The sequence below is a fragment of the Vogesella lacus genome (assembly GCF_979366295.1).
On sequence record NZ_CEETQT010000006.1, the window covers coordinates 214,154 to 230,774 of the forward strand.

At 63.0% G+C, this 16,621-nt stretch carries 22 protein-coding genes; 1 reads left to right on the plus strand and 21 read right to left on the minus strand.

Annotated features, from left to right (window positions below):
* Nucleotides 1-45: 45 nt before the first annotated feature.
* The 10 genes from ACZ9W6_RS09805 to ACZ9W6_RS09850 form a co-directional block, all read right to left on the minus strand.
* A complete protein-coding gene (locus ACZ9W6_RS09805) occupies nucleotides 46-840 on the minus strand; it encodes a DNA adenine methylase (RefSeq protein WP_465190937.1) in 795 nt (264 codons plus the stop codon).
* Nucleotides 788-1,000: a Com family DNA-binding transcriptional regulator gene (locus ACZ9W6_RS09810; RefSeq protein ID WP_465190938.1), complete on the minus strand. Its 213-nt coding sequence runs from the start codon at nucleotides 998-1,000 to the stop codon at nucleotides 788-790. The genes ACZ9W6_RS09805 and ACZ9W6_RS09810 overlap by 53 nt, the downstream gene beginning before the upstream one ends.
* Before the next feature lie 142 nt (nucleotides 1,001-1,142).
* Nucleotides 1,143-1,451, minus strand: coding sequence for a hypothetical protein (locus tag ACZ9W6_RS09815; protein WP_465190939.1), 309 nt, complete (start codon nucleotides 1,449-1,451; stop codon nucleotides 1,143-1,145).
* The gene (locus ACZ9W6_RS09820; RefSeq protein WP_465190941.1) at nucleotides 1,448-1,888 is read right to left on the minus strand and encodes a hypothetical protein; all 441 of its coding nucleotides are present in this window, start codon (nucleotides 1,886-1,888) and stop codon (nucleotides 1,448-1,450) included. Before ACZ9W6_RS09820 ends, ACZ9W6_RS09815 begins: the two co-directional genes overlap by 4 nt.
* 12 nt (nucleotides 1,889-1,900) lie before the next feature.
* Nucleotides 1,901-2,716, minus strand: coding sequence for a hypothetical protein (locus ACZ9W6_RS09825; protein WP_465190942.1), 816 nt, complete (start codon nucleotides 2,714-2,716; stop codon nucleotides 1,901-1,903).
* Between the two features lie 397 nt (nucleotides 2,717-3,113).
* Nucleotides 3,114-3,434, minus strand: coding sequence for a hypothetical protein (locus ACZ9W6_RS09830; RefSeq protein WP_465190943.1), 321 nt, complete (start codon nucleotides 3,432-3,434; stop codon nucleotides 3,114-3,116).
* 34 nt (nucleotides 3,435-3,468) lie between these two features.
* Nucleotides 3,469-4,251 (minus strand): pyocin knob domain-containing protein, encoded by a 783-nt coding sequence (locus tag ACZ9W6_RS09835; protein WP_465190944.1) that lies wholly within the window; start codon nucleotides 4,249-4,251, stop codon nucleotides 3,469-3,471.
* 2 nt (nucleotides 4,252-4,253) lie between these two features.
* Nucleotides 4,254-4,778, minus strand: coding sequence for a putative phage tail protein (locus ACZ9W6_RS09840; RefSeq protein ID WP_465190945.1), 525 nt, complete (start codon nucleotides 4,776-4,778; stop codon nucleotides 4,254-4,256).
* Nucleotides 4,775-5,833 (minus strand): baseplate J/gp47 family protein, encoded by a 1,059-nt coding sequence (locus ACZ9W6_RS09845; protein ID WP_465190946.1) that lies wholly within the window; start codon nucleotides 5,831-5,833, stop codon nucleotides 4,775-4,777. The genes ACZ9W6_RS09840 and ACZ9W6_RS09845 overlap by 4 nt, the downstream gene beginning before the upstream one ends.
* Nucleotides 5,833-6,180 (minus strand): phage GP46 family protein, encoded by a 348-nt coding sequence (locus ACZ9W6_RS09850; RefSeq protein WP_465190977.1) that lies wholly within the window; start codon nucleotides 6,178-6,180, stop codon nucleotides 5,833-5,835. Before ACZ9W6_RS09850 ends, ACZ9W6_RS09845 begins: the two co-directional genes overlap by 1 nt.
* A gap of 136 nt (nucleotides 6,181-6,316) precedes the next feature.
* Here ACZ9W6_RS09850 and ACZ9W6_RS09855 point away from each other — a divergent pair, with 136 nt between their 5' ends.
* Nucleotides 6,317-6,988 (plus strand): DCL family protein, encoded by a 672-nt coding sequence (locus tag ACZ9W6_RS09855; protein WP_465190947.1) that lies wholly within the window; start codon nucleotides 6,317-6,319, stop codon nucleotides 6,986-6,988.
* 70 nt (nucleotides 6,989-7,058) lie between these two features.
* Here the strand turns inward: ACZ9W6_RS09855 and ACZ9W6_RS09860 are convergent, their stop codons facing one another.
* From ACZ9W6_RS09860 to ACZ9W6_RS09910, 11 genes are all read right to left on the minus strand, one after another.
* Nucleotides 7,059-7,682: a phage baseplate assembly protein V gene (locus ACZ9W6_RS09860; protein WP_465190948.1), complete on the minus strand. Its 624-nt coding sequence runs from the start codon at nucleotides 7,680-7,682 to the stop codon at nucleotides 7,059-7,061.
* A gap of 3 nt (nucleotides 7,683-7,685) precedes the next feature.
* Nucleotides 7,686-8,786, minus strand: a complete 1,101-nt coding sequence (locus ACZ9W6_RS09865; protein WP_465190949.1) for a phage baseplate assembly protein — start codon at nucleotides 8,784-8,786, stop codon at nucleotides 7,686-7,688.
* Entirely contained in the window at nucleotides 8,770-10,176 is a 1,407-nt protein-coding gene (locus ACZ9W6_RS09870; RefSeq protein ID WP_465190950.1) for a DNA circularization protein, read from the minus strand. The genes ACZ9W6_RS09865 and ACZ9W6_RS09870 overlap by 17 nt, the downstream gene beginning before the upstream one ends.
* Nucleotides 10,176-12,707, minus strand: a complete 2,532-nt coding sequence (locus tag ACZ9W6_RS09875; RefSeq protein ID WP_465190951.1) for a phage tail tape measure protein — start codon at nucleotides 12,705-12,707, stop codon at nucleotides 10,176-10,178. The genes ACZ9W6_RS09870 and ACZ9W6_RS09875 overlap by 1 nt, the downstream gene beginning before the upstream one ends.
* A gap of 122 nt (nucleotides 12,708-12,829) precedes the next feature.
* On the minus strand, nucleotides 12,830-13,207 hold the full coding sequence (locus tag ACZ9W6_RS09880; RefSeq protein ID WP_465190952.1) for a hypothetical protein: 378 nt from the start codon (nucleotides 13,205-13,207) through the stop codon (nucleotides 12,830-12,832).
* Between the two features lie 3 nt (nucleotides 13,208-13,210).
* Nucleotides 13,211-13,585, minus strand: coding sequence for a phage tail protein (locus ACZ9W6_RS09885; RefSeq protein WP_465190953.1), 375 nt, complete (start codon nucleotides 13,583-13,585; stop codon nucleotides 13,211-13,213).
* Nucleotides 13,586-13,596: 11 nt separating this feature from the next.
* Nucleotides 13,597-15,015, minus strand: coding sequence for a phage tail sheath subtilisin-like domain-containing protein (locus tag ACZ9W6_RS09890; protein ID WP_465190954.1), 1,419 nt, complete (start codon nucleotides 15,013-15,015; stop codon nucleotides 13,597-13,599).
* Complete coding sequence (locus ACZ9W6_RS09895; protein ID WP_465190955.1) at nucleotides 15,015-15,227, minus strand: DUF2635 domain-containing protein; 213 nt, start codon at nucleotides 15,225-15,227, stop codon at nucleotides 15,015-15,017. Before ACZ9W6_RS09895 ends, ACZ9W6_RS09890 begins: the two co-directional genes overlap by 1 nt.
* Nucleotides 15,228-15,229: 2 nt before the next feature.
* Nucleotides 15,230-15,865: a DUF1834 family protein gene (locus ACZ9W6_RS09900; protein WP_465190956.1), complete on the minus strand. Its 636-nt coding sequence runs from the start codon at nucleotides 15,863-15,865 to the stop codon at nucleotides 15,230-15,232.
* A complete protein-coding gene (locus ACZ9W6_RS09905) occupies nucleotides 15,865-16,287 on the minus strand; it encodes a gp436 family protein (RefSeq protein ID WP_465190957.1) in 423 nt (140 codons plus the stop codon). Before ACZ9W6_RS09905 ends, ACZ9W6_RS09900 begins: the two co-directional genes overlap by 1 nt.
* A gap of 2 nt (nucleotides 16,288-16,289) precedes the next feature.
* Nucleotides 16,290-16,619 (minus strand): hypothetical protein, encoded by a 330-nt coding sequence (locus ACZ9W6_RS09910; RefSeq protein ID WP_465190958.1) that lies wholly within the window; start codon nucleotides 16,617-16,619, stop codon nucleotides 16,290-16,292.
* Nucleotides 16,620-16,621: the final 2 nt, after the last annotated feature.

Genomic DNA, 16,621 nt, shown 5'->3' on the forward strand with positions numbered 1-16,621 from the left:
ATTTGGCACAAGCTCTGCTCTTTGGCAGGGCTTTTTGTTTAGGCGTTAGAACAGGCCGCCCATTGTCTGCGGCTCCCAATTGGTGATGACTAGCTCCCGGCTGGTTTGTGGCTTGCCCTGGACGTTGCCGGTGCTGTACTTGATGTCCAGTCCTTCCATCCAGAATCCCTTGAACGCCTCGCGAATGTCGGGGTGGTCGTTGATGCTGACCATCACCTTGCCCTTGCATGTCCGCATCGCTTCGGCCAGCTGCAGGTACTGGTCAAGCTCGAAGGCTACGCCGTAACCCTCGGTCTGCCAGTATGGCGGATCGGCGTAGAAGAAGGTGTGCGACCGGTCGTAACGTTTCAGGCAGTCCTGCCACGACAGCCTCTCGATATTGGTGCCGGATAGCCGCAAATGGGCGGCGCTGAGGTTTTCTTCGATCCGGCACAGATTGAACATCGGCGCGGTCGTCGCGGTGCCATAGCTCTGGCCGTCGACCTTGCCGCCAAAAGCATGGTGCTGCAGGTAGAAGAAGCGTGCCGCGCGCTGGATGTCGGTCAGCGTCTCGGGGCGGGTCTGCTGTTGCCACTTGAACACCTCGCGGCTGCTCAGTGCCCATTTGAACTGGCGGACAAACTCTTCCAGATGGTTGGCCACCACCCGATACAGGTTGATCAACTCGCCATTGACGTCGTTAAGCACCTCGACCGGCGCAGGCACTTGCCGCAAGAAGTAAAGGGCTGCCCCGCCGGAGAACAGCTCGACATAACACTCGTGCGGCGGGAACAGCGGGAACAGCTTGTCAGCCAGGCGTCGTTTGCCGCCCAGCCAAGGAATGATGGGACTGGCGTCCATGACATTCTCCAGGTTGCGGCACTCGGTGGTGCTCTTGATCGAGGCGCTCGGCCTTCAGGTGATTCAGCGTGCCGCAACGCGGGCACTTGATGCTGAGGGTGATGTACTGGCCTTCTGCCAGTTTGCGATGGCATGCACCGCAACGGATGTCGTTTTTCATCTGCAAGTGTCAAAAAAACCGCTAAACTTGCCGCGCTTTCAGCGCTGAAGGCGGCAGCCTCGGGTTGACTTGCAGGCTATCTCTGCGGGTCAGCTGTCTGGGTGGGTGTTCGTAGCACCCGCCCGGTCGCTGTCTCTCTGATTCAGACGCCTGGCTGTTGCCCTTCGTCTTCTTCGATGCTTTTGTCACAGTGCTGCGGGTCTAGCCGGTCGAGCAGACCACAGAGCACGCAGCCCCAGCGGCGGCCGGCACGTTTCGCCTTGCCGGCACGGCTGCTGATGGTCTCATCCTCATCGCCGTTGGCTGCTGCATTGGCCAGTTGGTCATGCGCCACCGCCAAACGCCAGGCGCGCTGCGGATTGGCTGCAATCGCCCAGGCCATGCGTAGCGCCGCTAATACCGAGGCGAGAACGCACAGCGGATATAACAGCAGCAGATAGACGCGGCTCATTGCAAGGCCCCCAGCAGAATCGCGTCACGCCGGGCCGGATCGACCAGCCCCTTGGCAATCAGGTAGTCAATCGCATCGCGTGTCGACTGTAGGCCCAGATCGACATGCGTCAGGCGCGGGTCTTCGATGATGCTGTAGGTGTCATCAATCACCGGATCGGTCGCACGGGCCGCATTGATCGCTACCCGTTCTTGCGCAGTGAACAGCAAGCGGAATTCGACCGGCGAGACTTTCACTGGCGGCACTACTGGCGTATCGGGCATTGGCACCTCGACAGCGGGATTGACCCACTCGCCGTCGATCAACTTTGCGCCAGGCTGCACCGTATCCGCCACATCGGTGTCGTAGTAAACAGCAATGTCCGGGTGCAGTAGCGCCACCGGGTCGCCCCGCACGACATCGTGTACTACACCGTCAATCATCCACGCTTTGGCCATTATGGTTCTCCTTTAAAACTCGACGACGACACAGCCCAAGCCACCCGGCTGGCCACTGGCACCCGCCGCGCCGGCACCGGCCAGCGGGATACCCCCGTCAATCCGGTTGCCCGCCCCTGGCCCGGCGGCACCTCCGGGTGCTCCCGCGCCACCACCCAGCCCAGGGACAGTACGCACCGCGATGCCGGCCACACCTGGTGCGGCTGTCACATTGTTATTGCCATTGGTTTGCTGGGTTTGCCCGGTGGCCCCCGGACTACCGCCAGCCCCGGCACCGATACCGGCAATGCCGACATCGCCACTACTGCCACCTGCCGAGCCGCCCCCGCTACCCGGCTTTTGCGTCAGCGTGCCACCAGCACCCCGGCATGCCATATCTACCGGCGAGCGTGGGCTGAAGGCGTAGATATCGCTTTCTCCCGTGCTGTTGCCCGAGATATTGACGCCCGGCTGGGCACCTGTGGCCGAGCCACCGGAACCACCACCCGCGCCAGAGGTACTGGTGGCCGCATGGCCGCCATCGCCACCGGTGCCGGCACCGCCGCCGCCCCCCCCCTGGCTGTCCTGCTGCGGTCGAATTGGCATCTGAATTCCGCGTGGCTGGCGCACCGTTGCCGCCCGCCTGACCACCGTCCAGGCCGCTGCTACCGCCGCCACCGCCGCCGCCACCCGACTGGGCAGGGGCGTAGCCCACGCTATCGACAATGCCATCCACGCCCGCGCCACCATTGCCGCCTTTACCACCCTGGCGGTTGATCTGGCCGCCAGCACCCGTACCGCCATTGCCACCGACACCGCCAGCGCCTCCCTTGCCGGCAACCGTGGCACTGCTCGCTGCGGTGCCAGCCGCCCCGTTGGTGCCAGCCAAACCGGCTGTCGCACTGATCAGGTTTGAAAACGAGACCGTGCCGGCTGGCGTCACCGTCACGGTGTAGGCATCGCCAACGACGAGGCCAATTTCCGCTTGAGCAAAGCCGCCACCACCACCCGCACCGCCGCCACCACCCGAGCCACCACTGGCCCCGTCAATGCCATTGCCGCTGGCTCCGCTGTTGCCACTGCGACCACCGGGGGCGATGCACGACACGCGGGCGCGATCTGTAGTGGCGATAAAGCTCTCGGTAGAAGTAAACACCCGTACCCGACCCGTGCCGTAAATGTCTTGCCCCGGCAAGACAGCAAACGGGATATCGCTCCCTTGCGGGCTGATCAGTCTTGCCACCATTTATGCCATCTCCTCAAAGCCGGTGATGCGTACCACGCACTCGGCGGATGCCTGCACCACCACGCGCTCACCCGCGCCGATGACTTCACCGCTCAGCAGGTACAGGCCATTTGGTTTGATGGTCAGTTTTCTGGGTTCCAATCGGCGTGCGCGGTCGGCAGTAACCGTTGGCCCCGCATACAGTTGCAGATCGACCGGAACATAGTCGGTAGTAATGCGAATGGTAACGGTGCGCACGGTGCCAGCAGGCACCAGCCCGGTATCGACCAGCAGGCACCAGCCCGGTATCGACCAGCTGGCCGGCAGGCGCAATGCCTGCAAAAAATACGCCGGATGGCATAGAGATCTCCTGTAATCAGCAATGGGCAAAGTAAAAGCGGGCAGCGGGCGTCCGGATCATCTCGTTCGCGTTTGCGCTATGAATAATCCGGTTCCACGGCGACCATTTGACGTTGCCGGCAGGCCACTCATACATGGCCCGGAAGTAAACCTCCGGTGCGCCATCGTTGTAAGTGAAATACTGCTGGGTTATCCCGGCAGCGCGCTGAACCACTAATGAGCCAGCCTTCGGAACCGGGTAATTGCTGCCGCTTTGGGCATATGAGTTAGCGGTCTGGGTGTAAAAACCCGGCTCCAGAATCGTGTTCAGATCCGTACCTGCCACAATATTGGTTGATCGCAGAGGGACAGAGGCCACTGGCAGTAATGTGGCCGCAATCTGACCTGCATTAAGATTGCTGGCATCGCGATATTGCGGATGCGGGTCGATAGCAGCCAGGTGGGCTGCCACAACAGCAGCCAGCGAAGCCGGCGTCACGGCACGGCTGGTATCTGCACCCGCCAATGCTTCGGCATTACTTGCCAGCTCGACAATGCCGCGCAATACCTCGCTGGCAACCGGCAGGGTCTTGGCTGCATAAAGCGCATTGCTTTGTGTACGGTGAGCGGCCAACAAACCATCAATCGCATTAGCCAGCTGATCCGGACTCGCTGACAGCGTCAGACCGGCACGGGTGATAACGGTGAGAATCTCTTCCTGCACAGCATTGAGCCATGCAGCGGTGACAACCGTGCCCTGCACGCCGGCAAACGGGTCGCCATCGTTGAACTTGCCATCGGCAGTATCGATGCGCTTCATGTCTAGTCCTCGATATCGAAGTGGCTGTAGGCCGGTTTGATGTCTTCCAGCCACGCGGCCAGTGCTGCCTTGTCGCTGGCACTCACAGGCTGGCCATTGCGACGCAGGCGGATGCGGAAGTAAAAGCGCACGGCAGCCGGGGCGTAGAGGCGGTTACCGGCACTATGCTCGCCGGCCCGAAAACCGCGCGGCTCGTCCAGCAAGACGCTGTAGCCGCTGGCTTCCAGCAGTTTTTTGAAGTACGCCAGCGTCAGGCCACCGGTGGCCAGCAGGCGCACGCGAATCTGTTGCTGCCGCTCGGCGGTGGTGGCTGTGGCGGCCGGCGTGATCGCCAGCACCCGCTCCCAGTCGGCCAGCAAACGCGGGTCGGCCAATAGCCAGGGCTGGTCGGTCAGCATGGCGCGGGCACTGGCCTGCGCGGCGTCCAGGGCGGCACCTTCCGCCACTTGGCCAGCCTTCAGGCACGGGGCTTCAGTGGCATAACTCAGCGGTGGCAGCAGGCTGGCCAACAGGCGGGCATGGCTCATAAGGGCACCACCACCACGTTGCCCAACTGGCACCACTCGACCGTGCTGTCATTGTTCAGCGCGCTGATATTGGTGGCCGGCTCCAGCACTGCGCGGTCGATCACACCGGGAATGGTGCTGATCAGCGCCTCGGCCTGGCTTTTGATCACGTCATCCGCCGGTGCCAGCTGTGCCATCCAGCCCGCCAGCTGCTGCTGGACGGTGGCCTGATAGTCGGCCAGCTGGCCGGCTACACGCAGCGCCACCCGAAAATTCACAGTGCGGATCACCGGGGCCAGAACCTTGACGTCCTGCATGCCCGCCGGCCGGCGCGCCTCGATATAAGCCTGCACCGCCGCCAGCGTACTGGCTGAAGGCAGGCCGGCATCGGCTGTCACCAGCACATCAACGGTGCCAGGCCCACGCCGCAGCGGATAGCAAAACGCGGCGGCCACACCGGGCACCTCGAGCGCCCAGCGGCGAAAGTCCCAGCGATTGCCCCCGGCAGGCGGCCGGCGCAACACATCCAGCAGCCGGGCCAGCAAGCTGGCTGCGGACTCCGTGTCTGTGCCGCCCCCCAGGGCCAGCGCCGTAGCACGGCTATCCAGCCCGGACGGTGTCGTCACCAGCACCAGCGGTGTATCAGCGGCAGTATTGCCAGCCACGCCTGGCAACACCGCACGGGCGGCCACCTCGGCGCTACCGCCACTGCCAATGACGCCGGCGGCCAAGGTTTGCAGGCTGAGGCCATCACTGCGCTTGAGCACGATGCCGGCGGCAAAGGCCGTGCCGACCGTGCCGGCCAGCCGCACCCGGCCTTCTGCTGGCGTGGCGGCTTTCGGGTACAGACCCCGCAAGGCCGCGTGTTGCAGCAGCAAGTCTTCGTCGGCGGTGTCGGGGAAGATCTGCCGCGCCAGCCAGGCCTGATGCTGATACAAGCCTTCGATGGCGCTGGCTGTCGCACTGGCGCGGACAAACCAGTCGCTGTCGCTGCCGGTATCGGCATCGGGCAGGCGGTTGCGGATATCGCGCAGCTGGGCGGCGCGGATCGCGTCGAAATCGGGAACGGGAAACATCAGCCCACCACCACTACATGTGTAAAGGTCTGGTGGCGGCCGCTGGCATCAGCCACCTCGACCTGCAACGCCAGCCGCCCCGGCTGCCGCTCGACCGTCACGGCAAGGCGCGTGGTGCGGCCATCATCCAGCAGCGGCTGCAATGCCTGCTCGGTGTACTGACGCGCCAGCACCGCCACGCGGCTGACATCTTTTTCGCGTTGCAGCTCGTGCAGGCGGCTGCCCAGCAGCGGATCAGCCCACCAGCTGCCCAGTGGCGTGCTCAGGCGCAGATAGACGGCATTGGCCAGGGTATCGGTGCGGGTGCCGGTGTAATCGGCGGTGTCGGGGGAGAGTAAGGCGTCCATGCCCTGCAGTGTGATGGGCATGGTAGGGGTGGGCGGAGTGGAAGGGCTTCAGTACTTTTGGTACGTAGCAAGTCTTGCGCTCTTACATGTTACAGGTGTAAATAATATGCACTAATCATTGTCACGGGAGAGGAAGATGGCGAAGAAGGTATATTTGGGTGAGGGTCTGGAGTTCCAAACGAAGACAAGTGCGAAAGGTTTCTTCCGCAACATCTCTGATCAGTATGTAGATAAGCAAAAAGTAGAAGATGCAGCGCACCACGCAGCGTTGCTTGCTTTGCTCGAAAATCACCACGAGGCTGCGATAAAAAAAGGAGCCGGAGTACTGCACTTTTATAAAGATCGTTCTCCAGAACACGGAAATACATCTTGTTTTTATGTTATGCGTATTGATGGGACTTTTACCGACTTCTCGCTCCCGAAGGCAGTGGATGGCGTTAAGGGCACAATCCAAGAAGACTTTCGTGATGCATGTCACGTAGCGGTAGAGACTAAAATCAATCGGCTAAGACAGGCTCATTGTGGCAAGCCAGAGCCTCGCTGTGAGGTTACTCAAGAACTGCTTGATCTCCAATCGTGCCACGTCCTACACAGAGAACCTACCTTTGGGTCATTGATTGCAGAGTTCCGCCGCCGCCAAGGGTGGGATGTGACTGTACCGGCGGACCTCTTTACTTACAGTCAAGACAACCAGTCCAAGACAAAATTCACAAACCCCGCACATGATCAAGCATTTCTTGAACTACATGATGAGCTAGCTAACGTTCTTATGGTCAAGCCTGAAGTGAGTCGGATCCATTGGCGTTGACCCACGTATCTTTCGCCGCTTATGAGCTTTTTTAGATGGAATGATTCAGCCAACGTTACAGTTGGCTGAATTAGTTTGGAGTGCCCGTAACACCGCCCGAATCACCAGGATGGTTGTGATGCATTAGGCTCTTGCCGCTCGCCACCACATCCCCATCCGTCACATAGCTGCCACCGGTCTGCTGCACATCGCCGCTAAACGTGGCACCGTTTCCGCCCTGAACCGCCAACCCCCCATTACCGGACAGCTGCTGCTGCACCGTCACCGCGCCGGTGAACTCGGCTGTTGGGCTGTCGAATTTCATGCTCTCGGTCGCCGTCAGGGTGAAGGTCTTGGTGGTGCCGTCGATCTGGCCGTCTTTAAAGACAAAGGTGTCACCAAAGGCATTGAAGATGGCGGTTTCGCCCGGTTGTAGGCCTTGCACGCGGTACTGGCCGTTTTCGGTGGCGATGATGATGCCGTGGCTGGTGCGCCCGCCCATCGGTAACACGATGATGGCGGTACCGGGTGGCGGATTGGAGGTAAAGCCAAACTGCTGGAACAGCTCCACATCCTGCAGCGGTTCGGCGGCCAGGCCTTCGCCCTGTACCAGCAGGCTGCCGGGTGCGTTGCTTGTCCGGGTGAGCACACCACGGAAAGCCTGGCGGATGCCGGATAGCGCACGGCGGATGCGTTTGTCGATGTCCTGAATCATGCTTTAACCCACGTCGATGGCGTTCAGGCCATCGTCCTTTTTCTGGCGTTTTGCGCGCTTTTTGTCACGCTTGTCCGGATGCGCATCCAGCACCCACACGCCATCTTCTTTCAGCGTCAGCGTGGTGGTTGTGCCTTGCTCCCGGCCGCCCTGGAATTTGCGCGCCATCAGGAAATACACGCCATCAATGCCGTGCGGTTCGCTGAGGACATGCACGCGCTGGCCGGGCTGCCACAGTTGGCCGCTGCTGATGCGGTGGCCGGTGACCGTCGCTGTCAGGGTAAAGCCCTGCAGGCGGCTGTCAGATAGCAGCTTGCGTGCACGGGCGCGGGTGTCGGCCATATTTTCGGCATCGGCGTCTTGCACGATCTTTGGCCGGTAGACGGTCACCGCCGGGTCTTTGACCTGGGCTTTCAGCGCGTGGCGGCCTGCATCTGCCTGCGTGCCGTGTGCCTGGGCAAGGACGGTGATGTCGGAATAGCGCGCGGCCAGACTCTGCTGCCGACTCAGGCTTTGCACATTATTGCCTTTGCCGTCACGGCGCAGGATCAGGCTGGCGACCGGCGGGGTGCTGTAATCCGGCCCGCCGACCACCAGCGTGCCATCGGGCGTAAACCACGGCCACAGGCCGACAGCTTCGGCGGCGCGTGCCAGTACGTCCCAGGCGGTATCGCCCGGATCAATGCTGACCTTGTCACGCGCACCGCCCTTGGCCAGTACCTTTACCCGCTGAATGCCCAGCGGCTTGACCACGCTGGCCACCACCTCGGCCAAGGTGATTTGCTTGGCGGTAAACACCGGGGCGCTGCAATCCACCAGCGTGGCGGCCAGATCGCGGCCGGACAGGCTCAGGGTATGGCCGTCGTGGCTGATGCTGTCGTCGATATCGTCAATCCGGCCGGTCAACACCACGTCGCGGCCAACCATCACCGTCACGTCGGCACCGGGTTGTACCGCTGGCGGCAGCTGGCCGTCTTGCAAACCCAGCTGCAATTGCCAGGCATCGGCCGGAATCAGCAAGTCGCTGTCGATCTCGTAGCGTTGCCAGTTTCCGTGTGCCTTGCCGCCTACCAGCAGGGTGACGGTGTTATCGGGCGTAGGCATTGAGCGTGTCTCCGGCGGCAATGAAATTCGGGTTGGTCAACTGCGGGTTCAGCCGTGCCAGTTCGGCGGCGCGGGTGTAGTCGCCATACCAGTGATGTGCCAGCAGATGCAGGTTGGCCGCCGCCTCGACCCGGCGGCGTATCAAGGGCGGGCGCAGGGTGATGATGCTGGCCGCTGCTGCCTGCACGGCCAATGCGGTGTCTTTCAAGGCTTCAACCACCGGGCGTGCCGTCTCGAGGTCAAGCTCGCGGCGATAAAGGTCGATGGTGGCTTGCACGGCATGGCGCACGTCGGCCGCAAGGATCTGGATCTCCACCGGGGACAATCGCGGCTGCTCGGCCTCGATGGCCAGCAGTTGCGCGGCGGTGTCTGCCAGCGTGGTGGCCTTGCCAAGCTGCAGCAGCAGACTGACGGCAGTAACCGTGGCGGTGGGCAAGGCGGACGCGGTGACAAAACGAGTACCACCATCCAGCCCCGCCAGTGCCGTGGCCAGATTGCCAGCGGTCGAGCCGGTTCCTGACCCGGTTCCAGTACCTGACCCGGTGCCTGCTCCTGATCCGGTGCCAGAGCCTGTGCCAGTGCCATCCCCGGTACCCATGCCCGGCACGGTACCGGCCGGCTCATCGCTCAGACTCTTGCCAGCTGCAAGCTTTTCCGGCAACAGCACCAGGCTATCCAGCTGCTTGCTCAGGCTTTGCCAGTCGGCAAACCAGACCTCGGCATCAAAGCCGCGCAGGTCGGCAAGCTGGCTGAACAGGCCAAGCACATCGGCGGCAAAGGCATGAGGGGCGTCGATCAGGTCAAGCGCGACACTGATCAGTTCTTGCAGCTGCGCACGGATGGCACCAATCGTGGCGGCCAGCAAGCCACGCATGGCCGCCAGCTGGGCGGGGTTGGCCAGCGCCCGCAAGCGGTCAATGATGCCGGCAAAGACCTTGATGCCGGCACCTCGGCTGATGCTGGCCAATTGGCTGGTCTGGGCGGCTTTCTGCACGGCCAGCTGCTGGACAAAAAATGGCTGGCCGGTGGTGTGCTCGACAAAGTTCAGACTGATGCGGCAGGCATCCACGCTGTCGGCATCGTGCTCGATGCTGTAATCCAGCAGCTGCGCCTGTTTGATGCTGCCGAATACCGGGTGGATCAACTCGCCGGCTCCGGGAGTATCCAGCGCCTGCAGGAAGCGTTGCAGCCGCGTATCGTAATCATCGCCCCAGAATACTGCCGTCAGCGACAACTGCCGCGCCTTGCGGCCAAGGTCTTCGGTATCCGCGCCGTCCTGGTACGGGTATTCGTGTTGCACGACATCGCGGCGGGCGCTGTCGCGGGTGGATTCACAATCAAAGACGATGCCCCGGAACGAGGCATCCAGCAGGGTGTCTTGCCAGGCCATCAGTTTCTCCGGGCAGTAAAGCTGTTGGCGGCGTTAACGGCCGCGACGATATTGCCGTTTTTAACGTCTACCGTGACATGCACCGGCTGCGGCTGGCTGGCGGCCTGCTGGAACTTGAGCGCGGCGGCATCCATGCGCGCGCTGGCACTGACTGCCGACTGCAATACGGACAGCTGCGGCACCGGCAGGCTGGCCGGGGCATTGCGTGCCGGATAGGGCGAGCTGGCGGGCGGGGCAAAAGGCGATGCGGGTCGGGCCGGCGGCGCAGCTGTCTTGTGCTCGTTACGCCACCATGCAGACAGGAATTCCCCCGCCGGCAAATGCAGGGATGCGCCCAGCAAATCGCCGTTTTTCAGGTCTTTTTGCCCTTGGGCACGGTTGACATCCGGCAGACCGGCCGCCTTGGCTCCTTGCAGCGCCAGCCATGACAAACCTCCGGCAACACCTGCCCTGGCCAGCATGCCGGTAGCCGGGCCGCGCAAGGCACCAGCAGCCTTGCTACCCACCCCGGACAACACGGACGCCCTACCCGCGCCCGTCAGCATGCTGCTGAGGCTGGCCGCACCCGCTGCCGCCGCCAGTGCCGTCAGCGCGGTTGTCGCCCCGACCAGCGCCGTTGACAGCCCCGGATATTGCGCGGCGTAGTCCACCAGCTTGAGCTTGGTGTCACCGACGGTTTCGGACAGTCCTTTCATGGCGTCGAACTGCTTTTCAGCCACGGTGTTGTCGAACTGCTGGCTTTTCCAGGCTTCGCTTTCCTTGATCAGCGCGAGGTTGATGTCGGCTGCTTCGCCGGGCTTGGCCGCCAGAATCTTGCGCTCGTTGGCAGCCTGTTCCTGCCGGTTGTTCAGATAGGCCAGCACGGCCATCAGCTCTTGCCGGTCGGCAGAAATTTTGCCGACGACTGCGCCCTGCAGGATGGCCGACATCTGATCCAGCTTGGCCTTGCGTGCCTCAGGCGGGGCGCTGGCCAACTCGCCCTGCAGCTTTTTGTAGGCGGCATTCTTTTGCAGCAGACCGTCTATGGTGTCGCCAAACACATCTACCGCATCCCGCCCGGCCTTGGCCCCGTCGATCAGGCGCTGGTGCCAGTTGATGCCGACTTTCTTGAAATCACCGGCGGTCTCGCTGGCATTCAGCTTGGCCAGAAAGTTGACGACGTTATTACCGGCTTCGTCCTTGCTGCCGGCGGTGGTCACCGCGCTCTGATTGAGTGCTACCAGCTTGGCAAGGCCGGCTTCGCCCTTCATGCCGGCCAGCGAGGCGGCCGCCATCTGTGCCGGCAGCCACTTGGCCATATTCTTCATTTCAAAGCCGCCAAGCTGGCCGCCTTGCAGTGCCATTTCCAGCGCCTTGGCCGGATTGCGGATGTCGAACGTCTTTCTGGCCTTGAGGGCAATATCCACCAGCTCGTTGGGATTCGCATCGCCGGCAGTCGCGTACTTCATCACCACCGGCAGCATGTCGAAAGCGGCCTGACGGCCAGCCTTGCCTTCTCCCAGGCTGCCACTGGCAATCATATTGTCCAGCGCCTCGGCCGCTGCATCGCGGTTGCCGCCACTGTGGCGAATGACTTCACGCATCTCGCGCAGGCCAGCTTGTCGCCCGGCCAAGCCCTGATCGGCATAGGCGGTGTTGGCCATATTGCGCAGGCGCAAATCGTAATCGGCAATGCTGCTCAACGGCCGGTTCAGCACATAGGCTGCCGCAGCGGTGCCTGTGCCGGCGGCCACCAGCCCGCGTCCTGCGGCACCCAGCTTGCTTTGCTGCTCAACCACTCCCTGCATTTCACGCTTGAGCGCCGCCACCTGGCTGCGCATTGCCTGATAGGCTCGAGCCTGTTCGCTGGCCGACAGCCTGCCGCTACGTGCCAGGCGCTGGTACGCGGCTTCGGTCTGGCGGATCTCGCGCTGAATGAGCTGTTCGGCACGTATGCCCAATTGCTGGCGGGCACTGGCCATGCGCTGGCTTTCGCGTGTCAGGCCGATGACGGCACGTTCTGCACTGCGCGTGTGGTCAGCGACTTGCGTCATGCCGCGACGGCCGGCTGCGGTTACGGCTTCTAATGCCTGACCACCCTGAGTGGCGGCCGGCACCAGTTTGTAGAGGCTGCCAGCGGCCTGCCGGCTGTCACTACGCAGCCGGTACAGGGCTTGGCTGCCTGCCTGCACGGCGGTGACAAGGTGCTGCCCGGTGCTGCGCGCAGGCTGGGCAATGCCGGCAATAGCTGTACCGGCTGCCTTGCTGTCCGTTGCCAGACCTTGCATCGTCTTGCTGCCAGCGGCCGTGGCGGTTGTCACGGCGTGTCCGGCCGCGCCGGCCTGGCGGGCAATCCCGCTCACCGCCTGCCCGGTGATCTTGCTTTCGGCCCCCAGCTGCTGCATGGCCCGCGATCCTGTCTGGCCGCTGGTGCCCATCACTTTGCCTGCCTCGCTGGCCAGCCGGGTGAGGTCATGCAGACTGCGCGCCAGCGGGCGCGAGGCCTCATCGCGCGCAGTCAGTACCAGGGCAGCTTCCATATTGCGTGACATTTAGCGGGGTTTCTTTCTTCGCTGGGAGGTGATGCGGCGGCTGGTGCTATCTGTCTTGCCCTGGGCGGGCTGGCCATGCAGCGTGCCCAGAGCAGACAGATAGCCTTCCAGTTCTGGCAGGGTCAGTTCTCGGGCGCGCTGCTCGCTGATGCCGTGCTTGCCAAGGGCGAGGATGGCAAGGCGCAGGCCGACAAGCTGGCTTTCTGCTGCAGCCGCTTTTTTTTGAGCTGCTCGCGGGTGCTGGCCAGCACGTCGAAATCGTCATCAACCAGGCTGGCCACCAGCTCGTAACCGATCGCCTCCGCCGGGATGTCGCCCAGCTTGACCAGGCAGCGGGCCAGCATGGCCGTATTCAGCCGCATATTGGAATCCACCCCGTGCTCCTCGATCGCGGCGATATTGTCGGCCACGGTTGGCAGGCGCATTTCGTAGGCGTAGTGCCACTGGCCAGAGCCAGCCGGGTATTCCACGCCATAGCGCAGTTCGTCTTGCAGGGTCATGGCTTACTCCTTCACTTTGCGCAGTGCGGCCAACTTGATGTCGCGGCGGCCTTCGTTATCCACGCTGTACTTTTCGCCCACCTCCAGCGAGAAGCAGTCGATATAGCTTTCACGCTTGCCAGCCGGCGTGGCCGGATAGATGGTGAGTTTGGCCCCGACGATATCGTCCCAGGCGAGATCACCCGTGATCGGAATCACCACCGTGACTGACAGATCGTATTCGGCAATACCCTTGGAAAAGCCTTTGGCTCTGCCGGTCTTGTTCATGGTTTTCACCAGTTTGCGGCCGGTCTTGCTGGTGATATTGAGGTCGAGCACTTCGACCTCCTTGCCGTCCACTTCCAGCACAATCGCGCCGGCGTATTCTTCCAGTGCCATGTCGTTCTCCTTTACAGCAGCAGGTCAATGCGACCGGCAAACACATGCAAACCATTCACCACATCGGTCGGGATCTTGGCGTTCAGACGGTTCACGTCCTGGCTGTCTCGCTCGACGATCAGGCCGGGCTTGTTGGCCTCGACCATCTCGACAATCTCCAGCTCTTCCAGCTTGAACAGCACATCCAGCAGCTCGCTACGCACCTTGTCGGCCGTGCGTTCGGACAGCTTTTCACGCGGGAAGCGCAGGCTGATACGTTCGCGGCAGGCGCGGCGCACATAGTCCAGCGTGCGGATGGTGGTGATATCCAGCAGCGAGACATCGGCCACGTTTTGCGGGTCTTTGGTGTAGGTGGTAATGGCGCGCACGATCTGGACGCGGTCGCCGGGGCCAACTTCCAGCGGCGTCAGGCCGTTATAGAGGGCGTTTTCCTGTTCGGTGCGCAGCGGGCGCTGGTCGATGGCCGTGACATCCAGACCAGCCAGCTCCAGCGTGTTCAGCGGCCGTGCCGGATCTTCCTCGCCCGCCAGTACGGCGGCGTAGGCAGCGGCAATCTCGCACGGCAGGCGCAGGCTGCCACGGTGCCAGGCACCGCTGATGCGGCCGCTATTGATCTGGCCGGCCAGCGTGGTACCGGTGGCCAAGGTGCCTGCCCAACCGAAGACACCGATTGCCCCGCGCTGCTCCATCGGCCCGGAGACAAATTCCAGATGCGTGCGCAATGCGGTGAGCTGGGTCTGGCTGGACTGCGGCGCGACAAGGACGTGGTGGCCGGCTCCCGCCACGGCAGCCAAGGCTGGCGCGTAGTCCGGCTCCAGCGTGCCACCGGCAAACGGGGTAACCGCAACCGTCAGGCCCGGCACCGTGCTGCTGGCCGACAGTTTCAGGTCATTGCCCAGCGTGCCTTTGTGGTAGCAGGTATGGGTGACCACGGCGACAGCGGCCACGCTGGATACCGGAATCTCGCTTTCGGCATTCACCGCCGTGGCCAGTGCTGTCGCGGCTGCTGCTGCAGCGGTGCCGCCATTGATAGCGACATCGACACGGTTGGCACCCAGCCATACCGTCAGCACGCCGCTGCCGGTGGCGGTGCCGGTCAGCGTGGTGGTCGCCGTGGCGGCATTGCCCGCCGGGTCAGCCACCGCCAGCGCGGTCAGTTGCAAGTAAGGGTTGGCGCGAATAGCGGCGGCCGTCATCAGGTGCAGCTGGCTGCCCCGGCCAAACAGGCGGGCGGCCTCGTCATCGCTGAACACGTCTACCGGTGCCAGCACGGGCTGGCTGCCGGCCGTCAGCTTCTGGCCAAGGATCAACACCTTTTGCAGATTGCCTGGCAGCGTGCGCACCGCCAGTTTGGTGTTGAACTCGAAGTATTTACCCGGCTTGCGGATGCTGGACGGGATGTTGTCAAAGCCGATGTTAGGGCTGGCCATTATTCAGCTCCTTTTTTAACAGGGGTTTTAGCGGCGGTTTTGTCATCGGGGTTGGCCGCAGCGGCTGGCAGCAAATCGCCATCGGCCAGCGCGCGCAGGTAATAGGTGCTGGCGGGCACGTCTACCGCCTCGGCGTCGCTGATGTGGTCGCGCGGAGCGTGTTCTTTCGGCACGGCAATGCCGGGGGCGGCGATGACTTTCATGGTGCTCATGGTTAGCTCCTGTTAATGATGTCCTGGGCGTCGGCTTGGCCGTCGTCAGGCGTCAGGTGATAGTTGAGGCCGGTACGCAGCCAGTCAGGATCAGGCGCTTGCAGCTTGCCGCGATATACGGCGAACACGGCATCCGGGCTGCCTGGCGTGGCGGCCGTGGGCCAATGACCGTTGTCCAGCATGTCTTCCAGCCAGCTGCAGCTGAACTCGCAGGCGAACACGGCAAAGGCGTCAGCATTCAGCCGGGTGTTGTAGAGCGTGCGCACCTTGCCCGCTTGCAAGTGGGAGATGGCCAGTCCCAGATCCTGCCCGGACAGCAGGCGGCGCACGGCATAGACCAGCGGGTAAATGCCCACCTGTTCGCCACGCGCACCGCCGTGGCGGCTGGCCTGCTGTTGCAGGTTGCGTTCGCCTACCATCACCACAAACTGGCCGGTGGCCTTCTGCTTGCTGCGGCTGGTACTGGACGGACGGGTGTCGGTAATGCCGCCAAAGGTCACCCAGGCCGCCGGCAAGCAGCGGACAACCTGGCCTAGATCGTCGTCCAGCTCGCCGCTATAGCTGGCCACCTGATGCACCATCTGCCCCAAGCCCAGCTGCAGCCGCGCGATCAGTGCGGTTTCGATGGCGGCGATCATCAGTACGTACCGCTCTCGCGGCTGAACACGCTGCCCGCCGTGACCATGACCACGCTGTTGTCCGAAGTCGCCGCCACCGTGCCGGACGGCATGCCGCCCAGGCTGACCTTGCCGCTGGCGGCGTGCTCCAGAAAGCGCACGGCGTCGCGGTAACGGTCGCGGATGTCGTCGGTCACCATCGCCATGCTGCCGCACAGGCGGTAACGGGCGATGTCGCAGGCGTAGCCGGTCAACACGCGGGGTGGCGTGGCCAGTGGCAACGGATAACGCCCGGCCAGAAAGCCGTCGATCTCCGCCGCCGCATCGGCCAGATGCTGATCCAGCACCGCATCGTCAATCTGGCCGCTGCGGTTGCGGTCGGTCAGCATCACCACCTCGTTGTCACCGAAGCGGGCGCACATATCGTCACGGGTGGCATACATGCTTAGCCCTCCCCGGCGATGTGGGCCGGCTGCACCACCAACATCGGCTCCTGGCAAAGCTGGGCCAGCTGGGCCTCGTTCAGCTCGGCCAAGGGAATCAGGGTGACGTCGCGCCCGAACTCGCGCCCGGCGCGGCGAAAGCGTTCGCACTTGGCCACCACGGCGATAGCGTCCGGGCCAAACGGGCTGGCCACGCCTTCAGCAGCTTCAGGCTCCGGCGATGTCGGCGCTGCGGCTGCCGGATCATCCTGCAGCACGGACTGGACCTGGATGGCGGGATCTTGTTTAACCTCGCCCCCGTCAGGCGTGGTCTTGGGTTTACGTTCAGCCATGA

What these genes read in the sequence shown, in the direction of transcription:
- ACZ9W6_RS09805 (WP_465190937.1), bottom strand. Translation starts at nt 840, where the DNA reads ATGGACGCCAGTCCCATCATTCCTTGGCTGGGCGGCAAACGACGCCTG.
- ACZ9W6_RS09810 (WP_465190938.1), bottom strand. Translation starts at nt 1,000, where the DNA reads ATGAAAAACGACATCCGTTGCGGTGCATGCCATCGCAAACTGGCAGAA.
- ACZ9W6_RS09815 (WP_465190939.1), bottom strand. Translation starts at nt 1,451, where the DNA reads ATGAGCCGCGTCTATCTGCTGCTGTTATATCCGCTGTGCGTTCTCGCC.
- ACZ9W6_RS09820 (WP_465190941.1), bottom strand. Translation starts at nt 1,888, where the DNA reads ATGGCCAAAGCGTGGATGATTGACGGTGTAGTACACGATGTCGTGCGG.
- ACZ9W6_RS09835 (WP_465190944.1), bottom strand. Translation starts at nt 4,251, where the DNA reads ATGAAGCGCATCGATACTGCCGATGGCAAGTTCAACGATGGCGACCCG.
- ACZ9W6_RS09840 (WP_465190945.1), bottom strand. Translation starts at nt 4,778, where the DNA reads ATGAGCCATGCCCGCCTGTTGGCCAGCCTGCTGCCACCGCTGAGTTAT.
- ACZ9W6_RS09845 (WP_465190946.1), bottom strand. Translation starts at nt 5,833, where the DNA reads ATGTTTCCCGTTCCCGATTTCGACGCGATCCGCGCCGCCCAGCTGCGC.
- ACZ9W6_RS09850 (WP_465190977.1), bottom strand. Translation starts at nt 6,180, where the DNA reads ATGGACGCCTTACTCTCCCCCGACACCGCCGATTACACCGGCACCCGC.
- ACZ9W6_RS09855 (WP_465190947.1), top strand. Translation starts at nt 6,317, where the DNA reads ATGGCGAAGAAGGTATATTTGGGTGAGGGTCTGGAGTTCCAAACGAAG.
- ACZ9W6_RS09860 (WP_465190948.1), bottom strand. Translation starts at nt 7,682, where the DNA reads ATGATTCAGGACATCGACAAACGCATCCGCCGTGCGCTATCCGGCATC.
- ACZ9W6_RS09865 (WP_465190949.1), bottom strand. Translation starts at nt 8,786, where the DNA reads ATGCCTACGCCCGATAACACCGTCACCCTGCTGGTAGGCGGCAAGGCA.
- ACZ9W6_RS09870 (WP_465190950.1), bottom strand. Translation starts at nt 10,176, where the DNA reads ATGGCCTGGCAAGACACCCTGCTGGATGCCTCGTTCCGGGGCATCGTC.
- ACZ9W6_RS09875 (WP_465190951.1), bottom strand. Translation starts at nt 12,707, where the DNA reads ATGTCACGCAATATGGAAGCTGCCCTGGTACTGACTGCGCGCGATGAG.
- ACZ9W6_RS09880 (WP_465190952.1), bottom strand. Translation starts at nt 13,207, where the DNA reads ATGACCCTGCAAGACGAACTGCGCTATGGCGTGGAATACCCGGCTGGC.
- ACZ9W6_RS09885 (WP_465190953.1), bottom strand. Translation starts at nt 13,585, where the DNA reads ATGGCACTGGAAGAATACGCCGGCGCGATTGTGCTGGAAGTGGACGGC.
- ACZ9W6_RS09890 (WP_465190954.1), bottom strand. Translation starts at nt 15,015, where the DNA reads ATGGCCAGCCCTAACATCGGCTTTGACAACATCCCGTCCAGCATCCGC.
- ACZ9W6_RS09895 (WP_465190955.1), bottom strand. Translation starts at nt 15,227, where the DNA reads ATGAGCACCATGAAAGTCATCGCCGCCCCCGGCATTGCCGTGCCGAAA.
- ACZ9W6_RS09900 (WP_465190956.1), bottom strand. Translation starts at nt 15,865, where the DNA reads ATGATCGCCGCCATCGAAACCGCACTGATCGCGCGGCTGCAGCTGGGC.
- ACZ9W6_RS09905 (WP_465190957.1), bottom strand. Translation starts at nt 16,287, where the DNA reads ATGTATGCCACCCGTGACGATATGTGCGCCCGCTTCGGTGACAACGAG.
- ACZ9W6_RS09910 (WP_465190958.1), bottom strand. Translation starts at nt 16,619, where the DNA reads ATGGCTGAACGTAAACCCAAGACCACGCCTGACGGGGGCGAGGTTAAA.